General features: G+C 48.7%; 11 protein-coding genes. All 11 read right to left on the bottom strand.

What is annotated here, in order from left to right; all coding sequences use genetic code 11:
• Positions 1–7: 7 nt before the first annotated feature.
• The 11 genes from DWY31_RS12070 to DWY31_RS12020 all read right to left on the bottom strand — a co-directional run bounded on the left by DWY31_RS12070 (position 8) and on the right by DWY31_RS12020 (position 13,505).
• Positions 8–694, bottom strand: a complete 687-nt coding sequence (locus DWY31_RS12070; protein ID WP_117997776.1) for a cell division protein — start codon at positions 692–694, stop codon at positions 8–10.
• A gap of 20 nt (positions 695–714) precedes the next feature.
• Positions 715–1,302 (bottom strand): sigma-70 family RNA polymerase sigma factor, encoded by a 588-nt coding sequence (locus tag DWY31_RS12065; RefSeq protein ID WP_005333504.1) that lies wholly within the window; start codon positions 1,300–1,302, stop codon positions 715–717.
• Positions 1,303–1,315: 13 nt separating this feature from the next.
• Positions 1,316–1,735, bottom strand: a complete 420-nt coding sequence (locus DWY31_RS12060; RefSeq protein WP_005333505.1) for a DUF3268 family zinc-finger domain-containing protein — start codon at positions 1,733–1,735, stop codon at positions 1,316–1,318.
• Between the two features lie 160 nt (positions 1,736–1,895).
• A complete protein-coding gene (locus DWY31_RS12055; RefSeq protein ID WP_008373818.1) occupies positions 1,896–2,171 on the bottom strand; it encodes a hypothetical protein in 276 nt (91 codons plus the stop codon).
• A 62-nt stretch (positions 2,172–2,233) separates the two neighbouring features.
• Entirely contained in the window at positions 2,234–2,602 is a 369-nt protein-coding gene (locus DWY31_RS12050) for a hypothetical protein (RefSeq protein ID WP_136017835.1), read from the bottom strand.
• 61 nt (positions 2,603–2,663) lie between these two features.
• Positions 2,664–6,296, bottom strand: a complete 3,633-nt coding sequence (locus DWY31_RS12045; protein ID WP_243060574.1) for a VaFE repeat-containing surface-anchored protein — start codon at positions 6,294–6,296, stop codon at positions 2,664–2,666.
• Positions 6,297–6,352: 56 nt separating this feature from the next.
• A complete protein-coding gene (locus DWY31_RS12040) occupies positions 6,353–9,550 on the bottom strand; it encodes a TraG/VirB4 family ATPase (protein WP_118520731.1) in 3,198 nt (1,065 codons plus the stop codon).
• A complete protein-coding gene (locus DWY31_RS12035) occupies positions 9,547–10,167 on the bottom strand; it encodes a DUF5038 domain-containing protein (protein WP_158575516.1) in 621 nt (206 codons plus the stop codon). The genes DWY31_RS12040 and DWY31_RS12035 overlap by 4 nt, the downstream gene beginning before the upstream one ends.
• A 10-nt stretch (positions 10,168–10,177) precedes the next feature.
• Positions 10,178–11,869 (bottom strand): lysozyme family protein, encoded by a 1,692-nt coding sequence (locus tag DWY31_RS12030; RefSeq protein ID WP_117536980.1) that lies wholly within the window; start codon positions 11,867–11,869, stop codon positions 10,178–10,180.
• A gap of 1 nt (position 11,870) precedes the next feature.
• Positions 11,871–12,779: a hypothetical protein gene (locus DWY31_RS12025; protein WP_118520729.1), complete on the bottom strand. Its 909-nt coding sequence runs from the start codon at positions 12,777–12,779 to the stop codon at positions 11,871–11,873.
• A 15-nt stretch (positions 12,780–12,794) separates the two neighbouring features.
• The gene (locus tag DWY31_RS12020) at positions 12,795–13,505 is read right to left on the bottom strand and encodes a hypothetical protein (protein WP_005333522.1); all 711 of its coding nucleotides are present in this window, start codon (positions 13,503–13,505) and stop codon (positions 12,795–12,797) included.
• Positions 13,506–13,512 lie beyond the last annotated feature (7 nt).

Below are 13,512 nucleotides of genomic sequence, written 5' to 3'. Positions count from 1 at the left end.
CCTTCCTTTAACATGTATGAAATGTGATTTGTTTATTCAGGTACAAATTAGCAATAGCCTGCAGCACTGGATACTGGGTATGGTGAATCTGGACATCATCCACAAGTGTTTGGTAAGTTGTCTCCGGTTCTGTGTATAACTCATCCATAATATCCGATTCGTTGTGGATTACTTTTTCCTGCTCCATACTTGTGACAAGCTCAGCGGTCGTGAGGGATACCTTATCAGCCAGCTTCAGAATGGTATCTTCCATCGGTGAAGAGGGTTTCTTCTTTAAATATCTGCCAAACTCTTTTGCACCAATAGTTCCTTCCAGATAAAGCTGAACGCAGCCAAAGAGCCGGATGGGAAAGGTATCCTTCAAGGGAATAATGGTCAGACTGCCGAGAAGGCGATATAAGGCATCCACCCCTGTCAGTCCAATTTCGCTTACAACCAGACCGCGTAAGGAAAGTCGGTTCAGATAGTGTTGGAAGGATAAGCCTTTCGGACCTTCTTTCTGTATCTGGCGCAGGGTATAGGCATCCTGGAGTTCATGGAGCGTCAGAATCTGGAAGGCAAGACAGCTCCAGAGCAGCAACTCGTCATCCGATAGTCCATATTCTTGTCCATCGTTGATTACAAGAGGAATGGATTTTCCGCCTGTCGTTTTTTGAAATTTTAAGGTTCCGACAGCAGTATAAAGTGTCAGCATAAAAGTTCCCTCCTTCAAGGTTAAGTCAGAAGTGCATAGAGTGCATCATCCTGCTGTAATAGTTTCCGTGCTTTGCTCTGCCATGCCCGTACACGATTGGCTGGTACTTGGTAGTGTTTTGCCAAGTCAAAGCTGGTATATCCCTGCTGTTGCAGATAGAGGGCTACAATTCCCTTCTGAATAGTTGAGGACTGTCCGGTGCCAAGCTGGGTTAAATGCTCAAGAAGCAAGGTCTGGTTTGTGTCCTTTTCCGGGTGAGTTGTTTGTGTATCCTCGTAGGAAAACAAATCACGATAATGGAGATGTTCATCTTCAGATGATGCTTCGTCCAGAGAACAGAGCATGGAGCGGTCACGGGCAATTTTCCGCCAGTAGTCAAAGATGGCATGACGGATGATAGTTTTGGCATAAGGCTGGAATGATCTTCCTTCCTCAAATCCGACAGCCGACCGGCACAAAGCCAGATATCCAATCTGACATAATTCCTGTTGTTCTTCCTCAGTTACATAGGCAGCGGTGCGGGTCATGGAACGAATCATGATCGGAACCAGATCCATGGATTTTTCCACCAGTTGTTTTTGCTTTTTATTTAGTGGTAAGGTCATCATCAATCACCGCCTTTCAGCTGGCTGCCCGGAGGCGGAAGGGAATATGGTTGTTCTTTAAAACATCTGCGGATTCCCGAATGAGCTGGTCGCACATATAGTTGCTGAACTGTCCGATGTGAGCCTGCTTATCTGTCAGACAGAACTTATCTGCCACCCAGCGATATGCTTCCGGTTTGGAAAGGATGCCCTGTTGCCAGATCTGATCGAAAATTCGATGTGCCTGAATCCGCTTTTGACGAAGCTCCCGGTTGGCGAGCGTTCCTTTTGGTATCTTGGTTCCCGGATGTACCCCGACATAGGAATTGCAGGATGGATAGTGGGAGCAGACATAAACCTGTCCGCCATGAGAATGCGTTCCATATACAAAGGATGCATCTCTTAATATTGCTGTTCCGCCGCAGTAAGGGCAGCGGATGATTTTTGGTTTCTTCATCTGTTTTCACCTCGCTTGTACATACACGATACGTAACGTGTACGTGAATAACCAGTACGTACTGTATACTTATATTGTAAGTAAGCAGGTGATGAATTCCCATAGGACGCAAGCGGATACTGATCCCAGATTCGGACTAAATGGCACGAATCCCCATTTTTCAGATGCCGGGATAGAAAATTGCTCGGATGAGCGGGAATAAGCCGCTGTCTGTGAAACGTGGATAATTAACCGGTGTAAAGATGAACTTCTCACAGAAAATCCGTAGCAGGAATAAGCTGATCAGTACCAGACAGAGCAGGTAAGTGTTCCTGCGCCTTCTGGTCCATGGCTTTTTCGGACGGAATTTCACATACAGGACAAAAATCATGGGAATAAATATCAGGTTCGTAAAGACCTGATCGATACATTGGATGATTGAAATTACGTTTAACATAGGCAGTGCCTCCTTTCTTTACATATCCTGTACGTATAAGAGCCTGAAAGTGCAACTTTTTGTTACCAGTCATATTGCTGGTTCTCCTGAAGCCGGAGCAGTGCCGGAATGGGACATGGCTTTAAAGGCAGCTTCTGAGCGGCCAGATAGGGCAGATAAAGCTCTGTAAAAGCAGCAATGCTCATGCTTCCGGTACATTCGGTTGGCTCCGGTATCCGGGGAAACAAAAGCGCTGCATCTGAAAGAGGGAGGATGCAGGGGCTTCCCGTTTCATCCGGATGGAATAAAAAGCCAGAGTTCTCACAGCTTTCCTGTGCGTTACAAGTGCGGCACCAGACGTAGATACAGGAGTGCCAGTTCCCTTCACAGAGGTTCAGAAAATGACGGATGTGCTTGGCATCTGTCTTGCAGTGGGGGTGTTTCATATTCATCACCTACTAAAGAAGCAGGCAGTTCCATGTGGGAGCTGCCTGCAGGAGTCTTCGTTATGAGTTACTGATGTTTCTTTTTGCGTTTGAAGTAAACGATGCCCAGGACACTTGCACCTGCAAGTGCAGCTATGGCGATTCCGGCATACAGGAGAAGCGGCGTCTCATCGCCGGTCTTTACAGGCGGAGCTACCGGAGGCGTCTCCGGTTCTTTCGGAAGCTCCGTCATGTGTACGGTCTGACCTTCATCCTTCAGATCCTCATGGGAAGCAATCTCATGCTCGGTTTTTCCGTCTGTATAGTAGAGCTTTTCAAAGACAACCACATCCTGTCCGGCAAGAGCAGAAGCGTCGAAGGTAAAGGTAACTTCCACAGAGCCGCCAGCTTTTTCTGCTTTAAATTCTGCCTGAGCGGTAACTGGTTTTCCGTCTTTTAACAAAGCCTCTCCGGTTTCCTTATTTATCAGGGTTCCGATGACTTTGTACTCAGATCCAGGCATCAGACCATGATAAGTGACCGTATCTACGATAGTCGCTTCCTTGGAAGCAGAGACATCCTGATCCCCGTCACTGCCGTCTTTGGCTGTGGTTTTGATTTCCGGGAAGTAGATGGTCTGGTTGGCATCTTTGATGTCCGCATGTACCGCTACTTCGTGATCTTCAAAAGTCATTGTTTCAAATGCCACGAGCGTTTTTCCGGAAAGTGCAGAGGCATCAAAGGTAAAGGAAAGCTCTACGCTGCCGTTAGCTTCTTCCGGAGTGAAACTTGTTTCTGCAGTCACAGCTTTGCCATCCACATCGAAAGGTTTTTCGGTTTCCGCATCCATGAGTGTTCCTGTCAGCTTGTACTCTTTGCCTGGGATCAGGTTTTTGTATTCCACAAGGTCTGTAAGCGTCAGTTCTTTTTCCGGTTTTGCATAGTGTGTGCCGGAAGCAGCATCTGTTGCAGTGGTTTTGATTTCCGGGAAGTAAATAGTCTGTCCTTCATCCGCAATGTCTGTGTGTACGGCAACTTCCTTGTCTTTGTAAGCCAGGGATTCAAAGACAACTACTGTTTTCCCTTTTAAGGAGCTGGCATCAAAGGTAAAGGTAACATCTACCGTACCAGCGGATTCTTTTGGCTTGAAGGATGCTTTTGCTGTCACCGGTTTTCCGTCTGCTTCGACTGGTTTCTTTGTTTCTTTATCTATCAGAGTTCCAGTCACTTCATATTTCTGGTTAGGAACCAGCCCCTTAAAGGAAACCGTATCCACCAGCGTGATTTCTTCCTTTGCACAGGAAATATTGGAGTTCGTGTCCGCATCTTTCGCAGTAGTCTTGATTTCCGGGAAATAGATGGTCTGGTCTTCATCGTTGATGTCGGTATGGACTGCAAGCTGCATCTCATCCTGATATAATTCCTCGAAGACAACGGTTGTTTTTCCCTTTAAGGAAGTTGCATCAAAGGTAAAGGTTACTTTGACGGAGCCGGAGGATTTCTTTGCAGTAAATTCAGTTTCAGAAATCACCGGTTTTTCATCCACAAGGATTGGTTCCCCGGTTTTTTTATCCATTAAGGTTCCAGTCAGTTTGTATTTCTGGCTCTTTTTCAGTCCTTCGTATTCCACAACGTCTTCAATGGTCACTTCTTTTGCCGGCTGGCTCATGTGTGTACCGGTCTCGGCATCCAGAGCAGTCGTGCCGATCTCAATGGCATCATCGGTCAGAGTTCCAACCTGTATCAGAACAGAATCCTTATAAACCTTGACTTCAAAGGTTAAAAGATCCATGCCTTTGTTGGAATCACAACGCTGTTCCGCCAGAGTGTAAGTATCGTAAATGAGAGCGCCTTTGGAATCATCCGGTTTGGAGGTGCCGAACCAGATGCCGTCTTCCGAAGACTCACCCCGGTTGGTATTTGCGGTATGTTTGTTCCATTTGGAGGAAGTGCTGGCATAACCGTTGGCATCTGTCACAATCACATGGCTTTCGCCTGTTGTTTTGGAAGTGATCTTAAATGGCACATTTGCCAGACGGTTCTGGCTGCCGTCAGCAATCTTGACAAATTCCAGATCCCCGCGGATGACCTGATTGGAGATGGAATTGTCTTTTGCAGTCAGTTCCACGATTTTTCCCTGTTCTGTGATGTCAAATTCTACAGAGATCTTTCCGCTGTTCAGATAACCGGAAGGTGCAGTTGTTTCATCCACACGGTAATGTCCGAATGGGAGAGCATCTTTTGCAGTTGCAGCAGAACCGGATTTATCGGCAGTAAGTGTAAGGACAACCTGATCTTTCGTGTAGGATGTTCCGTCTACTAATACCGGATTTTCATTTAACGTAGTGATCGCAAAGACAGTACCTTCCAAAGTGGCAGAACCCTGCGGTTTTGCTTCTCCGGTCTCGCTGTCACGTTTCTGGATCTTCACTCCGCCACGGATGACAGATTCTTCTATGGTAGAAGACTGGTATACCGAAACCATTTCCTGCTTACCGTCACCTGTAATTTTCTGTACGAAGACAGTTGGATTGAGCTGGTATCCGGCAGGGGCTTTGCTTTCCTGTACCGTTATGGTACCGAGCGGAAGACAGACGGTCTTGCCATCACTGGTATAGTAAAAGGCATCGCCGCTTACAAAGGAATCTTTGGTAAAATGCATCTTTCCGGAAACATCTGTTTTTAATACCCAGGTACGTGCCGGTTTCTTTCCAGCTTCCGCAGGATCACTGTCAGACTGCTCGGTATAGAACTTGACTGTAAATTCTGCGTTTGCAAGGGAAGCTGCTCCCTGTGGGGAGGCTTTCTTTGTTTCGGCATCCAGCTTTTCAAGCACCAGATCCATGGGATTATTCTGCGGAATATCTGTTACGTTTGCAGCAGAAGTCTGTTCTGCTTTTACGGTGACTTTGTGAGCTTTGGTGTCTACAATGTAGCCTTTGGAAGCAGAGAGCTCTTTTATGGTATAATCGCCTTCCTCCAGTTCGCCGGATCTGGCATACCCGTTTTCATCAGTGGTCAGTTTCTGGATGAGCTTCTCACCCTGATAGATCCCATACACAGCACCCTTTAAGCTGTAATTCGGATTCCCGTCCGATACGCTTCCGTTGGCAGAAGATTTTTTCAGTTCGATCCAGCCGTTTGGAACCTGATACCAGCTTCCGGCAATGGTCTGGCTGCCCTGTCCCGGAACGATGAATGCCCGGAAGCCTTCCGGCGGGTTCGGAAGTCCCTGAATGGCACTGGCTACTTCCAGTGCTTTATCAATATAGGACTGCGGGGCGCCATGGAAAGCTCCGGTGTCAGCGGAATTACCGGCATAGATGTAAGCGACAACCAGATGTCCGATGACATAGCTGTTATCATCACTCCAGCCACTGAAATATTTATCCTTGACGACTTTATCGTAGCCGTAACCGCCGTTTAAGTAGTAGAGCGCTTTTCTGAGCGGGGAGTTCTGGCTTAAAAGGTCATAGGAATAGGAACCAGAGGAAGGTGTTTTCTTCAGTGGTTCCACGCAGTAGGCAGTATTGCTCCCGTCAAAGTTCATGCGGGAGGTAAAATAGCTGCCGTAAGGGATATTGGCACCTGCCTTATAGCTGATGGTGCCGTCGGCTGCATGAACCGGAAAACTGCCGGAAAACAATGCGCCGACTGCGACAAGGACTGCCAGCAGCATAGCCAGCGTCCGTCTGGTATAGGATTTGTATGTCTGTAACATAAGTCTCCTCCTTCTTGAAGTTCAAATGAAAAGGGCAGCGTCAGTGCTGCCAAAAGTTACACAGCCTGTTTCTTCTGTTTCGCAAGGATTTCCAGAAGCTCCTGCCGATCTGTGGTAATCAGCTCCTTTTCCAGATTGGAAGCCTTAAATTCCACAGTGATGTTATTGTTGTTGGTTGAGATCAGACCGTTGCCCCGCTGGAAATGGGTGATGTTCATTACTTCTGTTTCCGATAGATGCAGGATAGTCTTCACCCGCTGTGCCTCTTCATCCTCCATGTTCAGGATAATCTTGGTCTTGCAGTTATTGATGATACCCTTGCCGTACTTCCCGTCATCCAGAGCAAAGAAGTCGTTTAAATCCTGTGTGGCAAAGATGCCGGCTCCGGAGTAAGCACGGATGATCTTGGCAATCTCCAGTACGAATTCCGCTGCAAGCCGGTTGCTGGATGCACCGATGAGCTGCCAGACCTCATCGACAAAGATGGCTTTCTCTTCGGTACGGTTTTCCTTCGCTTTATCCCAGACATAATCCAGGGCAACGAACATGCCGACCGTTAAAAGATCGCTGGAACCGGTCAGTTCGGAGATATCCAGTACCGTATATTTATTGGTCAGGTCCACATTGGTCTGCTGGTTAAAGGAAGAAGCAGAACCGTGAACCAGGCGGTTCAGGATATGAGCCAGACGTTTGGTATCCTCGCTTTCCAGCAGGACATTGTAGACATCCTCCAGAATGGGCATCTTTTTGTACTGCTCCGGATGCTGCGGATCTGTCAGGGATTCATTTTTATGTGTAATCCCTTTTCTGGCATAGGTTTTGATTAGGGCTTCATCCAGAAGCTGCTTCTCCTCATGGGACATATCCGGGATCAGCAGACTGAAGAAGATGTGAAGCCTTTGGATCTTGCCTGCCAGTGCGGAGGCATCCAGTGTCGGTCCGTCCAGCAGTTCATTTACAGAATTGTCTACCTTCCGGATTTCCATGATGTTGATACAGTTCTTACTGGCAGGAGAGATCTGGATAAATTCTCCGCCGACATTCCTTGCAGCCCGGTAAAATTCGTGTCCCTTTAGCGGAGCGATGATGAACACCTGGATGCCTTTTCTTCGCATCCTTAGTGCCATGGTCTGCATGGTGAAGGTCTTTCCTGCTCCCGAACAGCCTAAGATACAGATGTTGCTGTTCTTGTACTGCCTGGAATCAAAGATATCCGCAATGACCAGGGAATTGTTATGCTTGTTTACCCCAAAGAGGATTCCGTTATCATCGCAGATACTGTAGCTGACGAAGGGATAGCAGCTTGCCGCCCCGGAAGTCAGTACGTTCCGCTTGGACAGCTTAAAAAGCTTCTTGTCCAGATTTGCCAGCGGCAGAGAGGATAAAAATCCCTGCTCCTGTAAAAAGTAGCAGGAGTGTAAGTTCATATCCTGCGAGATCAGGAGCTTTTTCATTTCCTGAATCCGCCACTGCAGTTCTTCCAACGTGGAAGCAGTAATGGTGATGAGAAGATTCATGTAATAGAAATCTTCGTTGTTGGCAAGTCCCTGCTTCAGAAAATATCCGGAGCGGATGGCAGAATTCAGGTCATCATAGTCAGTGTTGGTATCGGACGCATCCTTTAATTTGGAACGGTTGATACGGATCTGCTGACCGAGACGCTGCTGGATCTTGTCCTTTGGCTGTTTCTGGAGAAAGAAATCAATATCAATCCCTTCCCCGGCATTGACAAGGAGTGACAGCCATCCGGGAGTTACCCGGTTTTTGTAGCCGTCAGACGGCACAAGCAGGTAGGAATGGTAAAGCCCATTGATCTGCACATAATGGGAGTGCTTGAAATCCACACTTTCCGGTGCGAGAAACTCGTTGATCCGGATGTGATCCAGTTCCTCCATGCGGTTTTCCTTTGTATAGGCGGACAGTACAGTGCTGATCCGGTCCGGAAGCGGAACCTCCGTACAAAGGGTACGGTTTAACAGTGTGTACAGGACATCTGTGGTAAATTCATCCTCATTGTCATGGGTGACCACTTCATTCCCGCACTGGTACAGAAAGGTTTTGGCAGTCTGGGATGCCGTCTCAAGGGCGGCAAGGATTTCCCGTTCCTCCTCCTTCCGGTTGGCATTGAAGGGTTCATACTCAAAAATCAGAAAGAACCGTCTGGATACTGCTTCTCTGGAACTTAAGTTCTGGACAAACTGGATGTAGTCACGCTGCAGCTCCTGACAATGAGGATCGGTTTCCCGCTCCAGCTCCAGCCGGGACTGCTCCAAATGCTTATTGATGTCTGCTTTTTTGGAGATCATCTTGATCTGGAGTTTGACCGGGCTGATCTTTAAGTAGCTGATAAAGCTGTAAATGATGCCCTGCTGTTCTCTGGCACTTCGAAGCAGGAAGTTGATTGGTTCAATCTCCAGGATCTTCACGTACCGTCCGTCTGTGGTATAGACGATCCCGTTTTCGATTTTTTCCACCGGAAGATAATCCTCCAAGGTCTGGTCTTTCTTTCGCTTTTTCCGGGAAACGGGGTTTGCCGTGGCAGATGAGGCGTCCTTCTTGGAAACCACCTTCTTTTTCTGCTCTTTTTTTGCCGCCCGATTTTCGGAAACTGCCCGTTTTTCTTCCTCCTTTCGTCTCCGGGCTTCCGTTTTTTTCTGGATTTTTATCTGTTTCGCCGCCTCTTTTTTCTGTCGGCTGGCTTCTTTCTGCTCCCACTTTAGATAACGGATATCTTCCTTTGCCTGTTTTTTGATGCCCCGCTTGGTGGAGGTATCAAACTGTCGGTGTTCTTTTTTTTTACTTTTTGGCGGGGCTGGTGCGTCCGGTTCAGACTGCGGGGGAGCCGATGCCATTACTTTGGAAGGCTCTGCCGTTTTTTCTGCTTTCCGGTGTTTCTTTGTCTTTGGCTCTTTGGAACGTGGGTTCCTGCGTGGCTTTCCTTCCGGAAGACTGTCGGACCTCCAGATTACCCTGCGGTTCACTACAAAACGCAAGGCATTCATCAGAAAGGCAGTGATGCTCTCTCCGCCGATTCCAATCAGGGCTACCATTGCCGCCGGAAGTGCGGTCATGCAGAGAATGATGATGCGGGCAGTCAGGGACAGCGGCAGGTGGGAAACAGGGATACCAATTGCCAGGGAAAGAACAATGCTTTCTATGGCATTGCGGATGTCAAAAGTTCCGTTTAGGATCTTGCCTTTCTCAATGAAGTTGGGCGGGATAAAGGAAACCGGTGTTTCTTCTGGCTGTGTCATGGCTGCACCTCCTTTTTCGTATCTTTCGCATCTTTGGAAGGCACAGAGGCACTGCCGGATTCTGTGTCCGGAGCTTCCGGGCTGTCAGAAGTATCCGGATACCCGCCTTCCTGCAGGTGTTCGATGTCCTGCGAAGTCAGGGACGGCAGGGAATCATCTGTCTGTTTTTCGTAAACAGTTGTATCTGCAGAGACCTGTACCCCGTCTTCTCCAAATAAAAACACACCCGTCGGGGTGTGGTAGGTAACCGGAAGCGTATCCTGATCGGAAAGTGAAAACATCAGGCAGACGGTTGTTTCGGTAGGGTAGCTGGTTTTTTCCGGCAGGAAGGTGATGCTTGTCTGTTCTTTTTTGACATACTCTTTTAGGTAGACAGGAAACTGCTCTTTGAGAGAAGCAATCTGGCTGTCGGAGAAAAATGCTTTTAAAGCATCAAAATCCAGATATTCCGGCATGGGGGTATCAGAATTTGTTTCTGTTGTTTCCTTTGCCGGTTCCCTGCCTTTGTTTCCGGAAGCTTCTTTTTTCTGGCTTTTCCAGAAACTGGGGAGAACCAGTCCGGCAAGCAGCAGAAACAGCATCAGGAAAATGGAAAGAATCACTTTTGTTCTGTTCATAATGGCTCCTTTATTTTTTGTCGAAGATCCAGTAGGCATTTGCCGTGGCATGGATTTCCGACATCATATCAAATTCACGGTTAATATAGTTCTTTGCGTCACTGTCATTGGGATCATTGACCAGTACCTTGCCGTTTGCCGTAACACCCCGGAGCACGATGAAGTGCCCGCCGCTGGTGAAAAGTCCTGCCCGCTGAGAGGAGATGACCGGACGGCCTTCGGAGAGTGCCTGAAGTACCGTATTGGCATTGCTGGTCTGTGTGACGCTGCCACAGCCGAAATGACTGGCTGCAGCCTGAAAGTAGCTCCAGTAGGTTCCAACTCCCGGCTTGTAATAGGAATTCCCGCACCATGCCACTGCATCCGGAGGGGTAATAGTGTTCCCGGTCAGGTAGCTGGCGATCATGGCAAAGCTGGTAGGCCCGCATCCGGAAGATGCGATGGAGCCGCCGCCATAAGGGATGTTTCCGTAATCGGTCTGGAGATAGTGGGGAATCTGCATTCCATTTGCCGGATAGCTTCCGCCGGTATTGGTAATCTGATAATACCGGAGAACATGCTCCACATATTCCTTGTCCCCATACCGGTCATAATGCCAGTTCGGACGGGCACACATCATATCCGAATAAGCAATGGCGTTTTCTTTGGTATAGCCGCCGTCACGTTCCATTGCCCAGTCGATATAGCCGGAGCCGTAATTGTAACCCTGAAGCGCCAGCTTGATGCGGTCCAGGTCGGTAGGTCCGGTACATCCTGCTTTATCCAGTGCATACTTTAATTCCTGAATCCCACATTCGATGGAATAAGCAGGATCGGTGATGCCGTTGGGGACATGGGGGTATTTCTTATTAAAGCCGCCTTCTGCCGCCTGCATGGGATCGCTTCCACGCCCGCCGCTTTCCTGCATCATGACTGCCATGAGGAGTTCCACATAAGCTTCCATGCCATATTTCTGTGCGACCTGCTGGATGGTAGCCCGGTAAGCCAGCACCTCATCGCTGACACCCACCGCCATGGCAAGACCGGAAGCGGAGCAGCCAAAGAACATGGTCAGGTTTTCCACATAACTGTCTGCCGTTTTTTTCTGCTTATCGGTCAGATGAAAGACGTGATCTGCAAAGTAGGCATCTCCGGCATAGCTGACCGTGTAGGTATGGCGGGTAAAAGTAACCTTTCTGGGTGGTGCATTTTCCTCTTCTGCCGGAACTTCCACCGTGACCGTTTCTGAAGTAACGTCATAAGAAAAAAGCCCGTCCTCGTTTTCCCGGATAAGGCTTTTGAGTTTGCTGATATTTATATTTTTATAGTCATCCTGGCTGGCACAAAACTGTGCGATGAGCTGGTTCGCATTTACGATGATACTGGAAGCGTAAGGATCGCTGATAGAGGCAGTATCTCCTTCCGGGAGTCTGGCAATTTCCGCATTGATCTTAGCAAGCAGTGCATCATGGCTTTCCTGAAGCACCTCCACGATTGCCTGATTGGAAGCCCGGATATTTTCACTGATTACCGTGTTGCTGGTCAGTGCTCCGGTATTTTCAGAGAGGTCTCCGAAGACGAGTCCCGGAAGCATGACAAGGAACAGCATGGGAAGCATCAGTACACCGCCGACGGCTGCTCCGGTTTTCGCAAGGGTGCGCCTGTGCCGGAATACTGTACCGATGACAGCAAGAGGACTGCCCATCAAGGCTGTTTTTGGCATGTTACATACGCTCCTTTCGCTGTGGGGCTGGCGGTAGTTTCTGGACAATGGATTCATTGTAGGCTACTTTGCCGCTGCCGGAAGTATATGGTGTTTTTTCGACCGTATCCTGTGCATACTGCTTGTACCAGGTGGAACCGTCCACGGACTGTACCGTAGAGTAGGAGCCCTGAGTCGGAGCTGCATACTGGTCGGCATGGTACAGGGCAAAATCCCGGTTCCCGGAACTTCCGGTTTCGGTACCGGTGATCCGTCCGCCGCCGATTTCTACATTATCATAGGAAGAACCGCCGCCCGGCTTGATGCCCATATAGGAAGTAAAGGCTTTCTGTGCGTCTGCTCCCTTGATGGAACCCACCTGACCGTAATTTCCCTGTGCAATGTTGCTGATGACCTGATTGGCAAAGTCTCCGCCTTTGTTCAGGGATGATTGGTAAAGCATGTTCCCGATACTGCTGTGTTCGGTATAACCGGTTGCGGAATTGACCGCTTCCCTTTGTACCTGTCTTCCCACTGCTCCGGCAAGCCCGCCGGATAGGAAGCTTCCTGCGACAGCCGCACTTCCGGGAGAAGAGGCTTTGCGGTAGCCGCCACCACCATGGGAACGCATGGAACCGGTCAGGCTCCGTCCTGCAATCAGAAGTTCAGCCATCATGTTTCCTCCGGTATTGCCGACATTGATGCCAAGCGATGCCAGAAAAGAATCAATTTTCCGGGATACCTTTAAAAAGGCAATGGCACACAGGAACCAGACGAAGACATTTCCGGTTACCGCCTCCTTTCCCTGACTGGCAACTGCCGCTTCCACGTCTGCTTCCGTAAGCTCCGCTGCAAAGACCGGCATGGAGCAAAACAGTACCAGACAGGCAGTTAATACCAGGAATGGTATGAGTTTCTTTCTAAGTTTCATTTTGGTCCTCCTTTCTTATAGGGATAACGGATTGGCAAGGAAGGTGCCGACCATAGAAGTAAACAGCCGCAGGCACCACGCATTCATCAGCAGCAAAAAGAACTGGCCGCCAAGCATCCGGCACCAGCTTTTGAAGATATTTCCAGTTGACTGGCTGGCACCCATGGAAAAAGCTGCCGGGGCTGTGTAGACCAGTACCCCCAGAAGAATATAACGTTCTGCCGCTTCAAAGAGCAGCTTGATGTAGTTCCACGCCAGAATCAGTACCAGAATCAGTGCAATGATGGCTACCGCCCCATTTGCACAGACTCCTAGGATGACTGTGACTACGGAGTTAAAATCCGCAAATTTTAAAGGCGGCAGGTCTTCCGTCAAAATCCAGTTGTACGGTGTTCCTGAAATCTTCAGGAGCAGATCCACAATATCTTTCGCATAGAAGGTGAGAAAGATAAAGAGGAAGGAACGGATGGACAGCTTAATGGGATCTTCCGCTTCGATACCGGCTCCCATAAAGTAATTTTTAAAGAGCTGCCATACCCAGTTTAAGAGGATCAGCCCGATGCCCAGTGCCAGAAAGACCTGATACATGGTCTCGGCTGCAGGAAAGTAGCGAAGAAACGTATCCATGGAACAGCCCAGAGCACCGAGGACTGAAGTGGTGATCAGATCCAGAATGTTCATGACCTGTTCGGCAATCCATTCCACGATTCCGTCAAGTATTCCCATAGTGGCA

Source organism: Dorea sp. AF24-7LB, assembly GCF_003478575.1.
Classification (GTDB): Bacteria; Bacillota; Clostridia; order Lachnospirales; family Lachnospiraceae; genus Dorea_D; species Dorea_D hominis.
Note: the sequence above shows the minus strand (reverse complement) of the source record. Positions and strands in the feature narration are given on the sequence as shown.